This window comes from Gluconobacter cadivus (assembly GCF_015244745.1).
Taxonomy (GTDB): domain Bacteria; phylum Pseudomonadota; class Alphaproteobacteria; order Acetobacterales; family Acetobacteraceae; genus Gluconobacter; species Gluconobacter cadivus.
The window spans coordinates 278663-300299 of sequence record NZ_JABCQI010000002.1 but is presented as its reverse complement, the minus strand read 5'-3'; the positions used below and the strand labels follow the sequence as shown (position 1 = coordinate 300299).

General features: G+C 59.9%; 17 protein-coding genes and 1 tRNA gene. 12 read left to right on the top strand and 6 right to left on the bottom strand.

Annotated features, from left to right (window positions below):
* Positions 1 to 70: 70 nt before the first annotated feature.
* The gene (locus HKD28_RS04280; RefSeq protein ID WP_194267097.1) at positions 71 to 3145 is read right to left on the bottom strand and encodes a Hint domain-containing protein; all 3075 of its coding nucleotides are present in this window, start codon (positions 3143 to 3145) and stop codon (positions 71 to 73) included.
* 281 nt (positions 3146 to 3426) lie between these two features.
* Here HKD28_RS04280 and gyrA point away from each other — a divergent pair, with 281 nt between their 5' ends.
* The 4 genes from gyrA (at position 3427) to HKD28_RS04260 (ending at position 7607) form a co-directional block, all read left to right on the top strand.
* On the top strand, positions 3427 to 6216 hold the full coding sequence (gene gyrA / locus HKD28_RS04275; RefSeq protein WP_407925763.1) for a DNA gyrase subunit A: 2790 nt from the start codon (positions 3427 to 3429) through the stop codon (positions 6214 to 6216).
* Positions 6197 to 6727, top strand: coding sequence for a pantetheine-phosphate adenylyltransferase (coaD, locus tag HKD28_RS04270; RefSeq protein ID WP_194267463.1), 531 nt, complete (start codon positions 6197 to 6199; stop codon positions 6725 to 6727). The genes gyrA and coaD overlap by 20 nt, the downstream gene beginning before the upstream one ends.
* A gap of 31 nt (positions 6728 to 6758) precedes the next feature.
* Positions 6759 to 7244, top strand: coding sequence for a peptidylprolyl isomerase (locus tag HKD28_RS04265; RefSeq protein ID WP_086649281.1), 486 nt, complete (start codon positions 6759 to 6761; stop codon positions 7242 to 7244).
* Positions 7245 to 7463: 219 nt separating this feature from the next.
* Positions 7464 to 7607 carry a hypothetical protein gene (locus HKD28_RS04260; protein WP_207728846.1) on the top strand — a complete coding sequence of 48 codons (144 nt, stop codon included), beginning with the start codon at positions 7464 to 7466 and terminating at the stop codon, positions 7605 to 7607.
* Between the two features lie 55 nt (positions 7608 to 7662).
* Here the strand turns inward: HKD28_RS04260 and HKD28_RS04255 are convergent, their stop codons facing one another.
* The gene (locus HKD28_RS04255) at positions 7663 to 10305 is read right to left on the bottom strand and encodes a TonB-dependent receptor plug domain-containing protein (RefSeq protein ID WP_194267090.1); all 2643 of its coding nucleotides are present in this window, start codon (positions 10303 to 10305) and stop codon (positions 7663 to 7665) included.
* Positions 10306 to 10648: 343 nt separating this feature from the next.
* Positions 10649 to 11071, bottom strand: a complete 423-nt coding sequence (gene arfB / locus HKD28_RS04250) for an alternative ribosome rescue aminoacyl-tRNA hydrolase ArfB (protein ID WP_062031087.1) — start codon at positions 11069 to 11071, stop codon at positions 10649 to 10651.
* Between the two features lie 152 nt (positions 11072 to 11223).
* On the opposite strand from arfB, the gene HKD28_RS04245 reads away from it, so the two are divergent.
* Positions 11224 to 11299 (top strand) — tRNA-Lys (locus tag HKD28_RS04245).
* Between the two features lie 111 nt (positions 11300 to 11410).
* Positions 11411 to 11572, top strand: coding sequence for a hypothetical protein (locus HKD28_RS04240; protein WP_194261356.1), 162 nt, complete (start codon positions 11411 to 11413; stop codon positions 11570 to 11572).
* Positions 11573 to 11594: 22 nt separating this feature from the next.
* Here the strand turns inward: HKD28_RS04240 and HKD28_RS04235 are convergent, their stop codons facing one another.
* A complete protein-coding gene (locus HKD28_RS04235; protein ID WP_194267087.1) occupies positions 11595 to 14249 on the bottom strand; it encodes a 2-oxoglutarate dehydrogenase E1 component in 2655 nt (884 codons plus the stop codon).
* 73 nt (positions 14250 to 14322) lie between these two features.
* Positions 14323 to 15285, bottom strand: a complete 963-nt coding sequence (locus HKD28_RS04230; protein ID WP_194267085.1) for an alpha/beta hydrolase — start codon at positions 15283 to 15285, stop codon at positions 14323 to 14325.
* 175 nt (positions 15286 to 15460) lie between these two features.
* Here HKD28_RS04230 and HKD28_RS04225 point away from each other — a divergent pair, with 175 nt between their 5' ends.
* From HKD28_RS04225 to HKD28_RS04205, 5 genes are all read left to right on the top strand, one after another.
* Positions 15461 to 15784, top strand: coding sequence for a hypothetical protein (locus HKD28_RS04225; protein WP_194267084.1), 324 nt, complete (start codon positions 15461 to 15463; stop codon positions 15782 to 15784).
* 80 nt (positions 15785 to 15864) lie between these two features.
* Positions 15865 to 16503, top strand: a complete 639-nt coding sequence (locus HKD28_RS04220; protein WP_194267083.1) for a 2OG-Fe(II) oxygenase family protein — start codon at positions 15865 to 15867, stop codon at positions 16501 to 16503.
* A 23-nt stretch (positions 16504 to 16526) separates the two neighbouring features.
* On the top strand, positions 16527 to 17594 hold the full coding sequence (locus HKD28_RS04215; protein WP_194261130.1) for an aspartate-semialdehyde dehydrogenase: 1068 nt from the start codon (positions 16527 to 16529) through the stop codon (positions 17592 to 17594).
* Complete coding sequence (locus HKD28_RS04210; protein ID WP_194267082.1) at positions 17591 to 18478, top strand: N-acetylmuramic acid 6-phosphate etherase; 888 nt, start codon at positions 17591 to 17593, stop codon at positions 18476 to 18478. Before HKD28_RS04215 ends, HKD28_RS04210 begins: the two co-directional genes overlap by 4 nt.
* A gap of 29 nt (positions 18479 to 18507) precedes the next feature.
* Complete coding sequence (locus tag HKD28_RS04205; protein WP_194267462.1) at positions 18508 to 19593, top strand: anhydro-N-acetylmuramic acid kinase; 1086 nt, start codon at positions 18508 to 18510, stop codon at positions 19591 to 19593.
* A 26-nt stretch (positions 19594 to 19619) separates the two neighbouring features.
* Here the strand turns inward: HKD28_RS04205 and HKD28_RS04200 are convergent, their stop codons facing one another.
* Entirely contained in the window at positions 19620 to 20042 is a 423-nt protein-coding gene (locus HKD28_RS04200; protein ID WP_194267081.1) for a host attachment protein, read from the bottom strand.
* A gap of 458 nt (positions 20043 to 20500) precedes the next feature.
* On the opposite strand from HKD28_RS04200, the gene hemH reads away from it, so the two are divergent.
* A complete protein-coding gene (hemH, locus tag HKD28_RS04195) occupies positions 20501 to 21532 on the top strand; it encodes a ferrochelatase (RefSeq protein WP_194267079.1) in 1032 nt (343 codons plus the stop codon).
* The last annotated feature ends 105 nt before the right edge of the window (positions 21533 to 21637 follow it).

Here is a 21637-nt window from a genome sequence, read left to right as displayed (position 1 = left end):
ACTGTGGTGCAGACAAAAAAAAGCCTCACCCCCGAAAGGGTGAGGCTTTTTCGTTTCAGACCGGCTGGTTTCAGGCGGTCAGGGCGACGTCTGCTTCCGACGTTGCCAGATAGGGGCCGGCGGCCAGGATCTGGATGGCGAGCATGCCGAGGCTGTTTGGCTGACGGGCCGTCAGCGGCAGCATGGCGTTACCGTTCGTCCAGCGGACTGGGGTGTTTTCCTGAACATCCCAGCCGTTCAGGTCTGCGTCCGTCAGGTGCTGATCGATGCGGATCGTGTTGCCAGAGTCGAACAGCGTGACTTCGCCCACCAGAACGCCGAGCTGGCGACGGTCGTCCACGAACGGTCCGACCGTTTCGCTCGGGCTGGAGGTGCGGGACACGATGCGAACGCCTGTCACGTCGGACGGGATCATGAACATCGCGCGGCCATTGGCGGTGCGGACCTGATGGATGGTCTGGCCCGTGCTGGCGACGAGGTACAGGTTGGCGTCTTCGGTCAGAGCCGGAGCGGCAACCGTGTTCTCAAGGCCAGCTGCAATGGCGCGGGCTTCGATCTCACGGAAGATCGGCTCGACCACGTCCCGGCTGACGGACAGCGGAGCTGCTGCGTCGTCATTCCAGTTGCGCTCGCGGCCACCCAGAGCAACAACGCTGCCGTCCTGACGGAAGGACTGGCGGTTGCCGGTGTCGAGGTAGCTTTCCGTCAGCATGCCGTCTGCCATGATGACCGAGTGTTCGACCGTTTCCACATGGAAGTAGTCATAGACGGCGATCGTACGGTCATAGACCACAGAGCGGCCGTTCACGAGCATACGGGCCGGGATGAAACCGCCATTGATGAACAGGCAGTGTTCCGGCGTGACCAGCATGTCCTTGTAAGGCACGCCCTCCGCGAGTGCGCCCTGCATGATGCGGACCGGATAACCGGCTTCCGCGTCGGCCAGACCGGCCTTGGCGATCATGTGGGAACGACCAGCCCAGGTGACTTTGCGCTCGACGGTTTCGCCGTTCACGAAAGCCAGAACCGTGCTGCCGAGGCGCAGGGTCTCAACGGCCACATCGCCTTCCGGCGTGCGGATCATGCTGCCTGCGAGGAAGCAGGGGCCTTCAGCTATGGCTTCGATAATAAAAAAGCCTGCCTCTGAATCTTCCGCAAGAAAGCCAGTGCTGCCGTCTTGGACGATGGTGGCGTTGGTTCTTGGAACAAAGCCGTTTGCCATATGCAGGTCGCCGAATGTCAGCAGGCGACCGTCAGCCAGCGTGATCTGAAGCGTGTAGGAGCCATCAGCGTTCGGCGTGTAGGTGGCAGCCGTCGGAGCGGAAGACACACCGGAGATGCCGAAATGCGTGTTGGCGGAGACGCCGTTGATCACGACGCTTTGGGTGTTCGATGAGTCTGTGTGCAGCAGGCCGTTAGCCTGAACGTACACCGTGTTGATCGTGTTCGGATCAACATTGATGGTATTGATGTTTTCGCCCGGAGACAGGAACAGGCTGCTGTCTTGCGAGAGGTTGAGTGTACCGCCGGAAACGGAGATTGGGTTGGTGGCAGCGCCCAGCGTTGCGTTGATCAGGTTGATCGTGCCGGCGTTGTTGACGTTGTTTGTATCGAACACGACGTTGTTGTCGTTGTTCATGATCGTGATCGTGCCGTCTTCACGGTTGACCCCGATGCCGCCGAGTTCAACCTTGGACGGGGTGTTGATCAGGATCGTGCCGCTGTTTTCAAAACCGGCCGTTGTGAAGACATAGCCGTTATAAGTGCTGCTGCCCTGCGCGGTGATTTCAAGTGTGCTGTTCTGCCAGACGCTGAGGCTACGGAGCTGGTTGTAGGACGGCGCATCGGCGACGACGACGTTGGGCGTGGTGTTGCCGACATAGCCGACGTTAACGTCAGCGTTCTGATCGCTCTGTGGTACAGCGTTACCGCTGAAGGAATCGCCTGATGTGTCCACGACATTGCCGTGGCCGTCATAGAGCGTCCAGTTTTTGGGGTCGTACCAGTCACCGCCGGTTGCGGAGCCGCTCCAGCGCCATGTGTTGCCATGGTTGTGGTAGCTGACGGCGTTGCTGCTGTACTGCGAGGTGTCGCCACCGGCTGCGGCTGCTGCGCTGGCTGTGGCGGCAAGCTGCTGGTGCAGATCGCTGTTGACGTAGGAGGCCGGAGCCGTCGAGGTGCCTGCGTCTTCAATGAGCCAGCCGTTCGAGCCGTCCTGCACGATCGTGGCCTGGGCAGCAGGCGTGTAGCCGTCTGCGACATTGACCGTCGGGTAGGTGATGGCATGGCCGTTATCGAGCGTGATCGTCAGCTTGTAGGAGCCGTCGGCATTGGCTTCATACGTTGCGGAGACCGGCTTGGAGGAGCCGCTCAGGATGCCGAAATGGGTGTTCTCGGAAACGCCGTTGATGACGGTGTTCTGGACGGAGCCGCTATTGTTGGAGAAGCGATCGTTGACATACAGCGTGTTGGTGGTTGCCGGGTCAACGTTGATCGTGGAGCCTTCGCCGTACAGGTTCGTAATGAGCGTGCTGTTCTGCTGAAGGTTGATCGTGCCGCCGGAAACGCTGATGGGCGTTGCAAGGGTGCCGAGGGTCGAGTTGACGAGGTTGAGCGTGCCGTTGTTCAGCTGCCCATCGTCTAATATCACATTGCCGTCGTTGTTCAGGATCGTCAGGGTGCCGTTACCTGTTGTCACGCCGCCAAGTTCGACTTTGGAGGGGGTGTCGATAATGAGGGTGCCGTAGTTCTCAAAACCGGCTGTTGCGAAAACGTTTCCGTTTCCACCCTGTGCGGTGATTTTCAGGGTGCTGTTTTGCCAGATGCTGAGGCTGCGGATCTGGTTGTAGAGAACGGCATTGGAGACGACGACGTTCGGGGTTTCGTTTCCGGAATAGCCGACATTGACGTCAGCATTCTGCTCGCTCTGGGGAATGGGATAGCCGCTGAAGGCGTCGGAGGACGTATCAACCGGATTGCCAGCATCGGTCAGAACCCAGTTGCTGGGATCGGTCCAGTCTCCGCCCGTTGCAGAGCCAACCCAGCGCCAGACATAGTCGTGCTGATGGTAGCTTGTTTCAGTGGCGTTGTAGCTGGCGTTATCACTGCCGGCGGGCGTGATGTCGTCGGTGGTCGTATCGGCCATGATCAGATCTTTCCGAAAAATTTCCGGCACGGACTCGCCGGAGTGTGTTTGAGAATTGCTAACGGATTTGATTGCTGCTCGCAAGTTAATAAGGTGTAAATTAAATTCGTCGATTAGATAATTTTGTCATTTTTTTGTGTTGGCGATTTTTTTGTCGAATTCGCTAAATAATGTCTTCTGAACCACGAGGGTGTGTTGTGCTGGACTAGGTTGGCATGATGGTAACGCATGCGGTATGCTGGAAAAACTGAATTCTAGCGTGGTGACCTGTCTTGACCGAGCTGACCGAGCCGACTGATCTGACCCCTTCCGGTCGTCTTCCTGTGACGATCGAGGAGGAAATGCGCTCCTCCTATCTGGCCTACGCGATGTCCGTGATCGTATCGCGCGCGCTGCCGGATGTACGGGACGGTCTGAAGCCGGTTCATCGCCGTATTCTCTATGCCATGCGCGAAAGCGGCTTCACGGCCGACAAGCCCTATCGCAAGTCCGCGCGTGCGGTCGGTGACGTGATGGGTAAATACCATCCGCATGGTGACAGCTCGATTTATGACGCCATGGTCCGGATGGCGCAGCACTGGTCGATGCGCGTCAAGCTGATCGACGGTCAGGGCAATTTCGGGTCGGTCGATGGCGATAGCCCGGCGGCCATGCGTTATACTGAAGCGCGTCTGGCCAAGGCGTCGTCGTTCCTTCTGGATGATATCGACCGTGATACCGTCGATTTTCAGCCGAACTACGACGAAAGCGAGAACGAGCCGAAGGTTCTGCCGGCGGTTTTTCCGAACCTCCTCGTCAATGGTGCTGCCGGTATTGCCGTTGGTATGGCGACCAATATTCCGCCCCATAATCCGGGTGAAGTCATTGATGCCACGCTGGCGATGATTGCCAATCCGGACATCGAACTCGACGAGCTGATGCAGATCATCCCGGGGCCGGATTTCCCGACGGGTAGCATCATCATGGGGCGCAGCGGCATCCGCCGTGCCTATGAGACGGGTCGCGGGTCCATTCCGGTGCGGGCGCGGGCCGAGATCGAGGAAATCCGCAAGGACCGTCAGGCCATCATCATCACCGAGATCCCGTATCAGGTGAACAAGGCCACGTTGCAGGAAAAGATCGCCGATCTGGTCCGGGCCAAGGAAATCGAAGGCATTTCCGACATCCGCGACGAGTCAGATCGCTCGGGAATGCGCGTTGTCATCGAGCTCAAGCGCGATGCGACGCCGGATGTGGTGCTGAACCAGCTCTATCGTTTCACGCAGCTTCAGACGTCCTTCAGCGCTAATATGCTGGCGCTCGATGACGGCAAGCCGCGGACGATGGGGCTGAAGGACATTCTGGAAGCTTTCCTGCGCTTCCGTGAGGAAGTCATTCTCCGTCGCGCCCGGTTCGATCTGAACAAGGCACGGGATCGTGGGCATCTGCTGGTCGGTCTGGTTCTTGCGGTTGCCAATATTGATGCGGTGATCGCGCTGATCCGTGCGGCCCCGGATGCCGCGACGGCGCGTGAATCGCTGATGGCGCGTGAGTGGGATGCTTCGGAAGTTATTCCGCTTCTGGAACTGATCCACGACGAAGGCAATGTCATCATCGATGGCAAGGTTCGTCTGACGGAAGCGCAGGCGCGCGGTATTCTTGAGCTGCGTCTGCAACGCCTGACGGGTCTGGAGCGCGAGAAGATCCAGGGTGAGCTGGGAGACGTGGCCGTCAAGATCGGTGAGCTGCTTCAGATCATCGAGAGCCGTCCGCGCCGGATGGAAGTCATGCGCGAGGAGCTTCTGGCGGCCCGTGCGGAAGTCGCGACCCCGCGTGCGACGGAAATTTCCGATTCACTTGGCGATCAGACGGATGAAAGCCTGATCGAGCCGGGGCAGATGGTTGTGACCATCACGCGAGACGGCTTCATCAAGCGGACCCCGCTGGAGGTTTTCCGGTCCCAGAACCGGGGTGGTCGTGGTCGTACGGCCTCGGGGCGTCGCGGCGATGATGTGATTATCCGCAGCTTCAACGCGCATACGCATCAATGGGTGATGTTCTTCTCCTCGGGCGGCAAGGCCTATCGGATGAAGGTCTGGCATCTGCCGGAAGCCGCGCCGACCGCCAAGGGCCGTGCGCTGGTCAACTTGCTGCCGGAACTGGGAACGGATTCCATCACGGCCGTCCTGCCGCTGCCGCAGGACGAGGAACTGTGGGACGACCTGCACCTTGCCTTCGCGACAGCCAGCGGCAATGTGCGCCGGAACCGTCTGAGCGATTTCCGCAATATCCGTGCGTCTGGCCTGATCGCCATGAAGCTCGACGAGGGGGATTCCCTCATCGGTGTGGCGACCTGTCGTGAAGGTCAGGATGTGTTCCTCGCAACGAAGAATGCGCGCTGTATCCGCTTCCAGATCACGGATGAGACGCTGCGCGTGTTTGCCGGTCGTGGCAGCACGGGCGTGCGGGGTATTCGTCTGGGCGACGGGGATGCGGTGATTTCGCTGTGTATCCTCAATCACGTCGATGCCAGCGTCGAGGAACGGTCTGCCTATCTGCGGATGGCCAATGCCAAGCGGCGTGCTGAAAATGCCGCTCTGGAGGACGGTGCCGAAGACGAAACCGTGTCTGGTGACGAGGAAACCGTCGAAATCACCGGCGATCTGACGCAGGAGCGCTTCGAGGAACTGGAACAGCAGGAAGAAATCCTTCTGACTGTGACGGATGGTGGCTTTGGCCGTCGCTCTTCGGCCTATGATTACCGTGTGTCGGGCCGTGGCGGTCAGGGTATTACCAACATGACCTTCTCCGCGAACCGTCGCGGCAAGGAAGTGGTGGGCACGCTGCCGACGCTTGATGGCACGGACGTCATGCTGGTCACGGATACGGGGCGTCTGATCCGTCTTCCGGTGTCGCAGGTCCGCGTCATGGCGCGTCAGGCCAGCGGCGTGACACTGTTCCGCCTGAATGACAGCGAAACCGTCATCTGTGTTTTCCCGGTTCTGGAAGATGACACGGAAGAGGGCGATGCCGACGAGACTGTGGTCTCTGAAGCTCCCGCCGCAGGTGATGATGCTGCACCTGACGCCTGAGGCGCGGACGGATCCGCGTGTCGGGTTTTATCCCGGCACGTTCGATCCGGTCACGTTCGGGCATCTGGACATCATCCACAGGGCCTCCGCGCTGTTCGACCGGCTGCTGGTCGGGGTGGCGGTCAATGAAGGCAAGCAGCCGCTGCTGGATCTGGAGGCGCGGCTCTCGGCTCTGCGATACGAGGTGGACAAGCTGCCCCATGGAGAGCGGATCGAGGTTGTTGGCTTCGATACGCTTCTAGTGGATGCCGTGCGTCAGGCGGGGGCGGGCACGGTTGTGCGCGGCCTTCGGTCCGGTGGAGATTTCGATTACGAAAGCCAGCTTTCCGGCGCTTTGCGTCGTCTGGCGCCGGAAATCGAGACGGTTTTCCTGCTGTCGTCTGAAGAACATCGCAGCACGGCCAGTCGCATCGTGAAGGAAATCGCGCGGCTGGGGGGAGATATTTCACCCTTCGTCAGCGAAGATGTTGCACATATCGTCTTGTCGAAACTGGGCCGAGGGCCGACATAGGAACCTTCAACGATTTCTGGAAGGTTCCAAGATGTCCGATACTGCAGTGCCCGACGGCAACAAGCTGGTTTTCGAGCTCAAGACTGGCAAGGTGGTCATCGAGCTGCGCCCCGATCTGGCGCCTCTGGCTGCTGAGCGCCTCAAGCTGCTGGCCAGCGAAGGCTTCTATGATGGCGTGAAGTTCCATCGCGTGATCGAGGGCTTCATGGCACAGGGCGGCGATCCGACGGGAACCGGCACGAGCGGCAGCTCCTATCCGGACCTCAAGGCCGAGTTCACGAATGCTGCCAAGTTCGAGCGTGGCACGGTCGGCATGGCCCGCACGATGGCCCCGAACTCCGCCAACAGCCAGTTCTTCATCATGTTCGCTGCCAGCCCGCATCTGAACGGTCAGTACACAATCGTCGGTCAGGTCACGGAAGGCATGGAATATGTGGACCAGCTCAAGCGTGGTTCCGGCGCGGGTGGTGTGGTTAAGGACCCCGACATCATCGTCAAGGCCTATGTCGAAGCCTGAATCCTGCGTAAAAGCGGATTTTACGAAAGCCGGTGCAGTGATGCGCCGGCTTTTTTTGTTGCTGATTTATGTCGCGTGATAGGCAAGGTTTTTTATAAATCGTTCTTATGAACAGATAGAAACATAAGATTTCACGGATATTTTTTCTGATCGTATGGTCGTCAGGATCAGAAAAGGAAGAATAAAATGATAATCAGGAAATAAACTCTGGTATTGGATGTGATGGTTCTATCCTGTGCGCTGGCTTTGTCTGCCTGTTCGAGTGGCGTGGTTCATGGAGAGGATGCGCGCAGTCATTTCGCCAATACTGTCGCGATCACGACACCAGATGTTGCAAGTATTCCGGATCGGGCTATTTTCTAAAAAAAGGCGCCCTGTAGCGGGGCGCCTTTCTTATGAAACGGTCTGAAAGTGGATTTTAGAAGCTGGCGTTGATACGGCCGTAATAGTAGCCGCCGGTGATGGGAACCTGCAGAGAGAACTGGTCGTAGATCTGGGCGCCGCGGGAGTTGTTGATCTGCGGAACACGACGGGGGCGGACGTTGAAGACGTTGTTCGCACCGATCGCCAGATGCCAGTGGCTGTTGAAGCGGTAGCCGACTTCGATATCGGTCAGCCAGCGCGGCGTATTCTTGAACTGCGCAAAGCAGCTGTTGGAATAGGCCAGCTTGCCGCCGCTCGGGCAGGTGAGCGTCTTATCCGTCCAGTCATAGTAGGTCAGCATGTCCGTGGTCTCGCCGTAGCGGGTCTGACGCACGTTCAGGTCCCATTTTCCGATCGTATAAAACGCGTTCAGGATGATTTTGCTGCGCGGATAGGCGGTCGTGATGTAGCCGATGTTCTGTGCGTTCAGCAGCACATTGCCGTTGGTGTCCGTTCCGTTGTGGTGCAGACGTGTCCGGTTGAGGTCCAGTGCCATGCTGAGGTTCAGGTTGCCAGCATTATGGAAGCGGAACATGTAGTCCGCCTTGATGTCGAGGCCTTGCGTGCGGGTGCTGGCGCCGTTGGTCATGTAGTAGGCGGAGACGTTGTCGAGCGTGATGCTGTTCAGAGGCAGGGAATATCCCATGGCTTCGATGGCATCGACGGCGGGCTGACCGTTGACGGTACCACCGCCCACGATGCGGTCACGCAGATTGATCTGGTAGACATCCGTCTCGACGTGGAAGTTCTTCACGGGCTCCAGGACGATGCCACCGCTGGCACTGACGGAGCGTTCCGGCTTCAGGGCGCTGGCACCCAGAATGCGGGCGGCTGTTGAGTTGACGGGTAGCAGGCCGGAGGCGCCGGTCGGGTCCACGTTCATGGCGCTATAGTGCTGTTCGGCCAGCGTCGGCGCGCGGAAGCCGGTGCTGATCGTGCCACGGATCGCGATGCGTTTGCTCACGTCGTAGCGGGTCGAGACCTTACCGTTTTCCGTGTTGCCGACATCCGTGTAGTGCTCGAAGCGCCCTGCGAAATCGAGATCCCAGTGCGGGAGCGGGTGAAAGTCGCCATCGACATAGGCGGCCCAGATGTCACGGCTCCAGTTGCCGGCGCTGTTGGGGCCGAGACCGGCATAGCCCTGCGTGCCGCCCAGTTCATAGGAGGGCGGGGTGCCTGCCTTGATCTCATAGGTTTCGAGGCGATGTTCGCCACCGAAGGCCAGCGTCATGGGCACGACGTTGGCGATATTGAAGTGGCGGCGGAAGTCCAGATTGTTGGTCCACTGCGCCATACGATAGGTTTCAGCACGCGTCGTGTTGGGGGACCAGCCGCAACCATCGGTGGAATAATAGGCCGAGCCCGGAACTGTGGAGCATGTGCTGGCCAGCATACCGGTATTGACGGTGTTTTTGTTGCCGATTTTGTTGCCATCGGCGCCGTATGTGGTGCTCAGATCCCAATCGAAGCCCAGAAAGTTGTCGCCCTTGAGGCCCAGCGTGGCGGCGTAGTCGTTCTCTTCCGAGGTTTCGAGCGGGGAGAAGCCAGCCGGATACATGGTGGGCGCGATGACGGGCGTGCGGTAGTTTTCATACGCTTCGCCATGGCGGTGCATATAGGTGATGAGGCCGTAGAAATTCACGCCTTCAGTAATGGTCTTGCCGAAGTCAATGGCGAGGCTTTCGCGGGTTTCTTCCGGTGTGCTCATGATCTTGTTGGAATTGGTCGGCACGTTCATCGCATTCGGAACGATACCGTTATAGTAGCCCGTGGTTGTGGCGTTTGTGGGCCAACTACCAATCAGGCGGTGGTCCCGCGCGCCGACGACCATGTGATCCGTGTGATAGACTTCGCCGCTGAGATGCAGGTAGCCGTCGCTGCCCCATTTTACGCCGCCATCCGCGCCGACCTTGTACTGCCAGCCGTCGCCATTATAGGCGTTTGCGCCGGTCTGCACGGAGGTCTGCATGCCGTGGGCCTGCTTTTTGGTGATGATGTTCACCACACCGGCAATGGCGTCCGAGCCGTACATCGCAGCCGCGCCGTCTTCGAGCACTTCGATATGGTCGATGGCGTTTGCGGGGATTGTGTTCAGATCGGCGCCCGTGGAGCCGAACTGCGGGCCTGCATCGGCGGTGATGTTCGCGGTGTTGTGGCGGCGCTTGCCGTCCACCAGAACCAGCACTTCGTTCGGGCCGAGGCCGCGCATCTGGATGGAAGACGTCAGGGCTGCGGAATCCGCGCCCATCGCGACCACGTTGATGGAGGCATAAGTCCGGGTCAGGGCGTCCGAGAGGTTCAGCATGCCAGAGCGGCGGAGCGTCGCGGCAGAGACCACGGTGACGGGGGACGTGCTTTCACGGGCCTTGCGGTTCGTCGCGTGGGTGCCGGTGGTGACGTTGATCGTCTCGGCTTCACCCGCGAAGTTGACGTCAGTCTTTTTCTTGCGTGGTGCGGCACTCGCAGTCTTCGCGACTGGAGTATTGGCGGGATGTGCAGTTGCGTGCGTGCTGCTGCCAGTCTTGGTGCTGTGGTGACGGACAGGATGAGGGGTTGTCGTCGCGGCGAAAGCGGACAGACACGGCATGACAGAAAAGGCTGTTGTCACGAGCAGGGAGATGCGGTGCCGGGATTTCATTATTACTCTTTGTACCTCCATAAGACACCGCCCTTGGGTTCAGCGGGGGGTTAGAAAGAGTAATGACAAAAACTTGTTACGGGAAAGTAGCAAAAATGATTTTTGAAACTGTTTTTCTCCCTGTTGCAGGTTAGCAACAAAAAGATTTTACGGTTCGGGTTGGGGAAATTAAATTCCAGATTGATGTTTTCTGGAGAAATATAGAATTGTTCGTTTCGGTGATGTTTGTAGGGACCGGTTCTGGGTCCGAATTTATGTTATTTGACCGTATCGGATGAGATCGTGGGGGAAGAAAAAAGCTGTGGCCGGTCCTGTTCGGCATGGATATCGCCGATGACGTTAATCAGTCGTCCAGACGTACTGTCCGGTTGCGCTTGATCCCCGCCCGGTGGGATTTTCCGTCCAGACGGCGCTGTCTGGCGGCCTTTCCGGGGCGTGTGGCGACGCGGAACGCAGGGCGATGGGCCGCTTTCCGGATCAGTTCTGCCAGACGCTCGATGGCGTCTTCGCGGTTGCGCTGTTGTGTCCGGAAGCGACGTGCAGTGATGATGATTTCGCCATTCTGCGTGGCCCGGCTCCCTGCCAGTTCGATCAGGCGGGTTCTGATCCGGTCTGGCAGGGCGGGAGATCGTGCGGCGTCGAAGCGGAGCTGTGCGGCCGTCGCCACCTTGTTGACGTTCTGACCGCCGGGGCCTGACGCCAGAATATAGGTCACCTTCAGTTCGTCGTCTTCGAGTGCGAGACCGGGAAGAATCTGGATGGGCATCTGTTTCTTCCTTTCGGGACTGAGAGAGACGAAGTGTGTGGCGCCCATAGCCTCTTTTGCGAGGAGAGACCATGTCTGGAGAGGCACTGGGCCTGTTTTTCGCGGTTGTGAGGTTGACGCCCTATAGGTTGTGGGGTAGCCAGCGTGCGGATGAACCGGTAGCTCAGTTGGTAGAGCATTCGACTTTTAATCGAATGGTCCTGGGTTCGAGTCCCAGCCGGTTCACCATTTTTCCCGAAAAGAGCAGATGCCCCTACATCAAACAGCTATCCGCTGGTGGTCTGCCGGGATTTTGCGGCCTATGATGTCGCAACAGGCTGATACGCAAGGAAAATGCTGATGATGCGGGTTCGGATTGGGATAGCGCTTGGACTCCTGGCGGCGCTGGCGGCGTGTGGGCCGGATTATGGCGGGCAGGGCTCACGGCAGTTCCGTGGTGATGATTACGGGAATGTCGGAGCGGGCCGCAGCAGCTATGGCTATCAGGGCGGCCCGACCTGAGGTTTTTCCTTTTTGGGGTGGTTCAGGACAGAGCGTCCTGAACCAGTTTTTCCTGCTGGGCGGCGTGCACGCCCGGTAGTCCGGTTGCGGGCGAGGCGGCACTGTCGCGGCCTGCATAGTCCGGGCGCTGTACCCGATGCTCGCAGGCGCGCAGGGCGCGTTCGATGCGACGGTCCACGAAAATCCATGCCCCGTTGTTGAGGGGCTCTTCCTGACACCACACGACCTGTTCTGCGTCCGGATGGCGGGCGAGCTGCTCCATGAGTGCATGGTGCGGGAAGGGATAGAGCTGTTCCATGCGGATGATGGCGACATCGTCACGGTTCTGGCGCGTGCGTTCGGCGACCAGATCGTAATAGACCTTGCCCGTGCATAGAATGACGCGGCGTGCACCTTCTTCCTTGGCTGGGTCTGCGATGACGGGCTGGAAACGGGTGTGCGGTCCCATTTCGTCCAGCATGGATACCGCGTCCTTGTTGCGGAGCAGGGATTTGGGTGTGAAAACGACCAGCGGCTTGCGGCAGCGGCGTGCGATCTGACGGCGCAGGGCGTGGAAGTAGTTGGCGGGTGTCGTGATGTTGCACACGCGCATGTTGTTTTCGGCGCAGAGCTGAAGAATGCGCTCGGGGCGGGCGGAAGAATGTTCCGGGCCACCGCCTTCATAGCCATGCGGCAGAAGCAGGGTCAGGCCGGAGGTCCGCAGCCACTTGGTTTCGCCGGATGCGATGAACTGGTCGAGGATGATCTGCGCACCGTTGGCGAAATCGCCGAACTGCGCTTCCCACAGAACCAGAGCTTCCGGATCGCCGAGGGAATAGCCGTACTCAAAGCCGAGAACAGCATATTCCGAGAGCGGTGAGTTCCAGATGTTCAGCGGGGCCTGATGGGGCGCGATATGGGTCAGGGGCGTGTCTTCGCGGCCTGTGTCCTGATCGAACAGCACGGCGTGACGCTGGCTGAACGTGCCGCGACGGCTGTCCTGACCTGACAGGCGGACAGGGTGGCCGTCCATGGACAGAGTGCCGAAAGCGAGGGCTTCCGCCGTGGCCCAGTCGAGTGGACCGCCATCGGCTACCGCCTTGCCGCGTGCGGTGATCTGGCGGGCCAGACGGGGGTGGACGGCCAGACCTTCGGGGATCGTTCCGATAGCGTCTCCGACATCCCGCAGGCGGCGGAGCGGCACCCCGGTCATGGGCTGGATGCGGTCCTGCTCATCCTGCAGGCGTGTCGGATCTTCGGGGCCGTCGAGCCAGTCCGTGCTGTTGGGTCGATAGGTTCTGGAGGTTTCGAACTGTTCTTCCAGACGGTTCTGGAAGTGGTTCCACATCTCCTCGACTTCGGCCTCGGTCATGACGCCCGTGCGGGTCAGGTGCTGGGCGTAGAGGCTGCGTGTCGTGGCGCGGGACTGGATGGCGTGGACCATCGCGGGCTGCGTGAAGGCGGGTTCGTCGGCTTCGTTATGGCCGTGACGGCGATAGCAGACGACGTCCAGCACGATGTCGGACTGGAAGGTGCGGCGCCATTCATGCGCCAGAAAAGCGCAGCGGGAGACGGCTTCGGGGTCATCGCCATTGACGTGCAGGATCGGGGCCTGAACGGATTTGGCGATGTCGGTATTGTGGATGCCGGAATGGGCGTCGGACTGGACGGTGGTGAAGCCGATCTGATTGTTGATGATGACGTGAACCGTGCCGCCCGTCCGGTAGCCTTCCAGCTTGGACAGGCTCAGGGTTTCGTACACGACGCCCTGACCGGCAAAGGCAGCATCGCCGTGGACGAGAATGCCCAGATGATGCTGGCGGTCGTGGTCCTTTTCGCGATCCTGATCGGCGCGGACACGGCCCAGCACAACGGGGTCCACCGCTTCCAGATGCGAGGGGTTGGGCAGAAGCGAAATGCGGACGGTATGGCCTGCATGTTCGAGCGTTGTGGCGGTGCCGAGATGGTATTTTACATCGCCCGAGCCCTGAATGGTGTCGGGCTTGAAGGCGGTGCCTGCGAATTCGCTGAAAATGGCGGCAAACGGCTTGCGCAGAATGTTGGCCATTACGTTCAGACGGCCGCGATGGGGCATGCCGAGCGAGACGGAGCGCACGTCGTCCTGTGCGGCGGCATCGATCAGGGTGCGCAGGGCGACAATGACGCTCTCACCGCCTTCAAGGCCGAAACGGCGCATGCCCATGAAGCGTTTCTGGCAGAACTGCTCGAAGGCTTCGGCGCGGGTCAGGGCGAGGAGGAGGCGCTTCTGGTCCAGCGACGGGCCGGGAACCGGCGTCTCCAGACGGTCGATCCACCACTGGCGTTGGGCGGGGTCCTGAAGATGCATGAACTCGGCGGCTGTGGTGCCGCAATAGGCACGTCGCAGACGGGCGATCAGGTCTCGGTCGGCACCGGGCGGGTTCAGTTCGGGAATGTCGGGAACGGGTGCCAGGCCCAGCGGGTCCAGCTTTGCGATGGCATGTCCGCGCAGGCGATAGGCGAATTTCAGGCTTTCGGCGCTGGCGTCGGTCTGCTCTGTTGTTTCCGCGGGCAGGCGGTCAGAGCCAAGGGTTTCGAACAGGGAGGCGAAGGCCGTGTCTACGGAGGCCGGGTCATGCTGCCAGCGTGCGTGCAGCTCCGCCAGATAGACGGTGTTTTCGCCGTTGATGGCGTCCCGGTCATCGCGATGGTCGCCCATGAACTTGTTCTCCTGTCTCCCCGGCCCCTGTGACATGATGGGAACCGGGGCCTGTCTTTTGGCCGCGCACTCTTCAGAGACCGAATCCGCGTTTCATGGCGTCGATACGGCGTGCGATGGAGCGGGTGGCGACCGGGGTGTCTGTCTGGTCGAAGATATGGCAGGCGCCGGGCACGATTTCCAGTTCTACCGAAACGCCCTGATGGATCAGGCGCTGCGCGTAGGCGAGGTCTTCGTCCAGAAACAGGTCCAGCGCGCCGACGGACAGATAGGTCGGGGGCAGATCGGACAGGTCGGTGGCGCGGGCGGGCGCGGCGTAGGGTGAGACGTCAGCAGAGCCGGGCGCTACGGGATTGAGGAGGGCCGTCCACATGAAGGTGTTGCTGGCGCGGGTCCACAGGAACTCGCCTCCGACCGGGGAAGCGTTGGGCTGACCCGTCGTCGTGCGGTCGTCGAGCACGGGGTAGACGAGGTTCTGGAACAGGAGCGTCGGGCCCTCGCGGTCCCGGGTCAGAAGGGCCAGTCCGGCTGCGAGCCCGCCGCCCGCGCTTTCGCCGGTCAGGCCGATGCGGGAGGCGTCGATTCCGAGTGTGTCGGCGTTGCGCGTGATCCAGCAGAGTGTCGCGTAGGCATCTTCAATGGCTGCCGGGAAGGGATGTTCCGGGGTGAGGCGGTAATCCGGGGAAATGACCACGCAGTCCAGATCCTGAGCGAACTGGCAGAGCTGGGTGGCTGTGAGTTCGGGCTGGCCTGCGAAATAGCCGCCGCCATGCAGGTGCAGAAGGACCGGGCGTGGCGCGGTGGCGTCCTTGCGGGGGCGAACGCTTAGGAGGCGGAGGGCGGGCGCGGTGTCCGTGGCGGGAATGGTCAGTCGTTCAAGGATGACGGGATAGTCTTCGGCCTGAAGGAAAGACTGTCCGGCGGCCTGTTCCAGTCCGTCGCGGAAGGCGGGGAGGGAGTCGGGCGAGAGATCGACGGTGGGGATTTCTTCAAGGAGCGGAAGAAGTTCGGGGAGGACGAGGGTCCGGGTGTTCATGGGCATCACCTTGCACTGGGGAGGCAGGAAAACCATCTGTACGCCCAGTGGTCGGACGGCTTGAAGGCAAAAATCTGTTCGCCCCGCCACAAAGTTGCCGCAACTTTTAATGCCCGAGAGTCGTCTTGTTAACCGACCGGTCCTGAGCCGGCCTTGTTGGATGGGAGTTTCGCTGATGCGTGCTCTGCTGTTGCTTGCAGTTCTGACGGGAAGTGGTCTGGCGCTGACGGATCTGTCGGCGGGAGCACAGGAGCCGCGTCGGAATGATCTTTCCGCGCACTCTGTTCTGGCGGATGATGTGGGGCAGTCGGGAGTGGATCATCGGACGTTGGAATGCCGAACGGATCCGCGTCTGCTTCATACCGTGTGGGACGGGAGGATTTCGTCCCTGCCGGGGCCACATGTCTGCACGGGCGGGGCGAACCGTCTGGGGGCAGGATATGTCCGCTATCTGGCGACGAGCCGGATGGTAAGGGCGCATAAGCCGCTGCGGGGGTAATATTCTTTCGTAAAAGGCAGGTCTCACATGTGTGGAATAGGCCTTGTCGCCGGCGTGGGCCGCGTCTAGCCTTCCGCGCCATGAGCAGGATTTCTCTTGATTATGATGCGTTCGAGAGCGCACCCGTTGCGGAAAAACCGTTTCCGCATCTGGTGGTGCCGCATTTCATCGGCAACGATGACCTGAAGGCGGTTGTCTCCGATCTGCCGGAAATGAAATCCGGTGGTTCCTTTCCGCCGGAAGCCCTGAAGCTGACGCCGCGTGTTGCGGGCATGATTGCGGAATTGCAGGGGCCGAAGCTCAAGGCGCTGGTGGCGGAGAAATTCGGGCTGGATCTGGCGGAAGCGCCGACCATGCTGACGGTGCGCGGGCGCACGCGGGAAAAGGACGGGCGGATCCATCGGGATTCCGAGGCCAAGCTGGTCACGATCCTGCTGTATCTCAATCCGCGCGGCGAGGACTGGGCCTCGCGCGATGGCTGTTTGCGGTTGCTGAACGGGCCGGATGATGTCGAGGATTTCGATGTTGAGGTGACACCCGCGGAAGGGACGCTTCTGGTGTTTCCGAACGGTCCGGCCACCTGGCACGGACATCGGCAGTTTGTCGGAACGCGCTATGCGATCCAGCTCAACTATATGGCGACGGGGCGCAAGGCCCGCTACGAACTGCGGCGGCACCGTCTGTCGGCGCTTTTAAAGCGTCTGCCCTTTTCGGGCTGATTTTCAGGGAACGGGAAAAGATCATGGGTTATCGGGTTGCGGTTGTTGGCGCCACGGGTGCGGTCGGGCGTGAACTGCTGCGAATTCTGGCGGAGCGGGAATTTCCGGTCGATGAGGTTGTGGCGCTGGCCTCGCCGCGTTCGGCAGGGCGCGAGATTTCCTTCGGGGACAAGACGGTCCTGAAGGTTCAGAACCTTGAGACGTTCGATTTCAAGGGCTGGGATATTGCGCTGTTCTCCCCGGGCGGTTCGGTTTCGGCTGTTTATGCGCCCAAGGCTGCGGCTGCCGGATGCGTCGTGATCGACAACACGTCCCATTTCCGTATGGAGCCGGGGATCCCGTTGATCGTGCCGGAAGTGAACGCCGCCGCCATCGGCAAGGCGAGCCGGGGCATCATCGCCAACCCGAACTGCTCTACCGCGCAGATGCTTGTGGCGCTCAAGCCGCTGCATGACCTGTTCCGCATCAAGCGTATCGTGGTCTCGACCTATCAGGCCGTTTCAGGCGCAGGCAAGGACGGGATGGACGAGCTGTTCGCCCAGACCAAGGGCACCTTCGTCAACGATCCGCCAACGGTCGCTCAGTTCACCAAGCAGATTGCCTTCAATGTCATTCCCCATATCGACCGTTTCATGGACGACGGTGCGACCAAGGAAGAATGGAAGATGGCCGTCGAAACCCGCAAGATCATGGACCCGGACATCAAGGTTCTGGCGACCTGCGTGCGCGTTCCGGTGTTCATCGGGCATTCGGAAGCCATCAGCATCGAGTGCGAAAAGCCGGTCGATCTGAAGAAGGCGCGTGAGGCACTGCGCAAGGCGCCGGGTGTGATTCTGCGCGATGAGCGCGAAGACGGCGGCTATGTCACGCCGATCGAATGTGTGGGCGAGGATGCGACGTATGTGTCCCGTCTGCGGATTGATCCGTCGGTCGAGAACGGTCTGGCGCTGTGGTGTGTGTCCGACAATCTGCGCAAGGGTGCAGCCCTCAATGCAGTTCAGATTGCAGAAAGCATTGTGGAGCAGGGGCTTTTGAAGGACGGGCAGCTTTTCCGTCGCAATGAAATTCCGGACGAAGACGAAGCCGAATGACAAATTCCCGCACAGAGACGGTTCTTGCGATCAATGAGGATATCGAGCGTCTGCCGCTCGATGCTCTTCTGGAGCGGCTTCTGACATCGCAGAAGGCGGCTTTGGATCGGGTTGAGAAAGCCTTGCCGTCCATTGAACGTGCCGTTGAGGCGGCTGTGCCCCGGCTTCAGGCCGGGGGGCGGCTGGTCTATGCGGGAGCCGGGACGTCCGGTCGCATCGGCTTGCAGGATGGCGTGGAACTGACGCCGACCTTTGGTGTTGCGCCCGAAAAGCTGGTTCTGCTGCTGGCGGGTGGCGCCGGGGCTACGACACAGGCGGCGGAAGGTGCGGAAGACCGGGAAGATCAGGCGCGGCTTGATCTGCTGGATTATCACCCGACCGAACATGACGTGGTGATCGGCGTCGCGGCCAGCGGCAACACGCCTTACACCTGTGCGGTTGTCCAGCTCGGACGGGAAGTCGGAGCCCTGACGATCGGCGTGAGTGGCAACCCGGAGTCGCGTCTGTTGCGGGAAGCGGAGTTCGGGATCTGCATTCCGACCGGAGCCGAGGTTCTGGCGGGTTCGACACGGATGGCCGCTGGAACGGCGCAGAAAGTGACGCTGAACCTGTTTTCCACCGCGCTGATGACGCGTCTGGGGCATGTCTATCGTGGGCGCATGGTGGATATGCGCATTAGCAACGACAAGCTTCAGGTGCGCGCGGAACGTATGGTCATGGAACTGGCCGGAGGAACAGCCGAAGAGGCGCGTGAGGCTCTGAAACTCGTGCAAGGAAACACGAAACGGGCCGTTCTGCTGCGGAATGGTGTGGCTCTGGCGGAGATCGAGCCGCTTCTGGAGCGGTGTCAGGGCAATCTGCATCTGGCGCTCGCCGGGCTTTGAACGCTGCGGCCAACGCGGGCGCGACTGGGATGGTCTGGGCGCTTGGACTGATGAGCGGGACGTCTCTGGACGGGGTGGATGCCGCTCTGATCGAAACGGATGGCGTGCGAATCGGGCGCATCGGGCCCTCTTTGACACTGCCCTACAGCCCAGAACTTCGGGCCAAAACGCGGTCGCTTCTGGATCGTGCGGCGGGTCTGGCGGAGGATGATCCCGACGTTCTGGCGATCGCCCGGGATCTGACTTTGCAGCATGTGGAGGCGGTGCGTCTGTTGCGGGAGCAGGCACCGGATCTGGAGCCTGCGGTGATCGGGTTTCATGGTCAGACGATCCTGCATCAGCCGGAACTGGGCCGAAGCTGGCAGATTGGGGATGCCCGGCTCCTTCAGGAGCGGTGCAACGTTCCAGTCGTGTACGATTTTCGGGCGCGGGATCTGGAAAATGGCGGGGAAGGCGCGCCGTTGGTTCCTGTGTTTCACGCCGCTCTGCTTGGGCAGGAAAGTCGTCCTGTTGCGGTTCTCAATATTGGTGGCGTCGCCAATGTGACGGTTCTGGGAGCGCAGGATCCGGCCGGGGAGCGAGGCGTGTGGGCCTGCGATACCGGGCCGGGAAACGCGCTTCTGGATGACTGGGCGCTCCAGCATACGGGCCGACCCTGTGATTTTGGTGGCGCACTGGCGGCTTCGGGAACGGTCTGTCAGGATGTTCTGGAAGCGCTTCTGGCGATGCCATATTTTGCGCGCCCTATGCCCAAATCACTCGACAGGTTGAGTTTTCATCCCGAAGCCATGGCGCTTGTGCGAGATCTTTCCGCGGAAGATGGTGCAGCGACTCTGGCGGCGTTTACGGTTGAATCCGTGGCCCGAACGGCGTTTCCGGTGAGGCCGGAACTGTGGTTTTTGGCGGGAGGCGGGCGTCACAATCCGGTCCTGATGGATGGACTGAACCGGCGGCTAGGGCCTGTGGCATCCGTGGACAATCTGGGATGGGACGGGGATGCTCTGGAAGCGCAATGTTTCGGGCTTCTGGCCGTGCGCTATCTGCGCGGGCTGCCGTCCTCCTGGCCGGGGACGACCGGGGTGAGGCAGCCCTGTCTTGCGGGAAGGACTGTCTGACGATCCTTCCCACGGTCTGATGGCAATCAGACGGAGGCGAGTTCCGGCCAGCCTGTTTCCGGGCGGTCGAGATGCTTCAGCAGGTCGTGGTCCGGTGTATTGACGAGATCCTTGACCAGCGTCTTGAAGAGCTTCTTCGTGGTCGGCTTGTCGAGATGTTCGCGGATCTCGTGTGAAGCCTGCGGAGGAGCGACAAGTAGAATACCTTCGACATCGCTGCTCTGTGCGGCCTTGTTGATATGGGCGGCCAGATCGCGGGTGAAATGCACCTTGAGCTGCTCCCGCGGGTTTTCATGCGGAGCTTTGATGGACGCAACGTCCTTTTCCGCACTGGAGCCTTTATGCAGGTCAAAGGTTTCGATGGTCCGGAGCTGTGAGCCTTCAAGGCGCAGAAAACGGGCTTTTTCGCCGTCAGCAACAACGTAAATGACGGGGTCCTGTGTAGCCATGTCTGGAAATCCTTAATCAAAATCGGACGATGCGTCTGTAACCCCTCTGAGATGGGATGGTTGCGTAAAGCTGCCAAGGTGATGCAGAGTCGTATGCGCTTAAGGTATTGAAAAAAGGAGATTATTTCATTTTTTTGAATGTTTTTTGAAGAATTTCGATTTTTTTCTTGAAATGCAGAAGAGATGTGCTCAATCTCTAAATTGAGCTTACCGGAAAATCTTTTCCAAAGGCTCAAAGGAGGCAAGTATGGCTCTGACGAATACTCTTCTGCCGTATGTTGGTCCGATGGCTGCCGCAGTTGCGGTGTGTGCCTATACTCTCCTGCACGAGGTGCGGAAACCGGATGTTTCCTATGCGAAAGTAAGGCACCGACGATAGCGTCCCGCAAGGGACGCGTATCTCCAGACGTTTTCCCTCTTTACCTGAATGCGTGCCCGGTTCCACAGTAGAGGGCACCATGGCTTTTTTACATAAAACCCCCCGCATCACCCCTCCGCCAGAAGGCAGGACGGGTGTACTTCTGATCAATCTGGGGACGCCTGACGATACAGGCTATTTCTCAGTCAGAAGATATCTCAGCGAATTTCTCTCTGACCGTCGCGTCATCGAGAGTCCTCCTCTGATCTGGCAGCCCATTCTTCAGGGCATCATCCTCACAAAACGTCCTTTCGCCAGCGGCGCGAATTATGCGCGGATCTGGGATCGGGACGAAAATGCTTCTCCGTTGCGTGTTTATACGCGTAGGCAGGCCGAAGGGCTTGCTGAGCGGCTGAGGGCTGATGGTGTGCCGGTGGAATGGGGCATGCGTTACGGTCGTCCTTCCGTTGCAAAAGCGCTGGAAAGCCTGATGGATCAGGGCTGTGACCGGATCGTCAGCATTGCGCTTTATCCGCAGTATTCCGCAACCACGACCGCCACGGCCAATGACCAGCTTTTCCGTGCGCTTATGCGCCTACGCCGGCAGCCAGCCGTTCTGACGGTTCCGTCCTTTCCGGATCACCCTGCTTTCATCCGCGCGCTTGAAACGTCCGTTCAGGACACGCTGGCGGAACTGTCCTTCAAGCCGCAGCAGATTGTTGCGTCGTTTCATGGCCTTCCCAAAACCTGCATCGAAAAGGGTGATACGTATCGCGACGAATGTGAGCGGACGATCGCCGGACTGCGGACGGCTCTTGGGCTGAGTGAATCGCAGATGCCTCTGACGTTCCAGTCCCGTTTCGGGCCGCTTGAATGGATCCAGCCCTATACGGCGCCCTTCGTCAAAGCTCTTCCGTCACAGGGCATTACGAAGATTGCGGTCATCATGCCAGGCTTCATGACGGACTGCATCGAAACGCTGGATGAAATCGGGAACGAGCTTCGGGAAGAATTCATGGAAGCAGGGGGTGAAGAGTTTGCTCTCGTGCCCTGCCTGAACGACTCGAAAGGCGCGATTGATCTTCTGGAAGAGCTCTCGCGTTCTGCTTTGGCGGGTTTTCAGCGCCGTTGAGGCTTGCGGACTTCTGAACCTTCTGAAAACCCACCCGATGACGGGTGGGTTTTTTTTGCTTGCATCGCGCGCAGCTTTTTCCTATAACTGTGGCACTGAGCCATT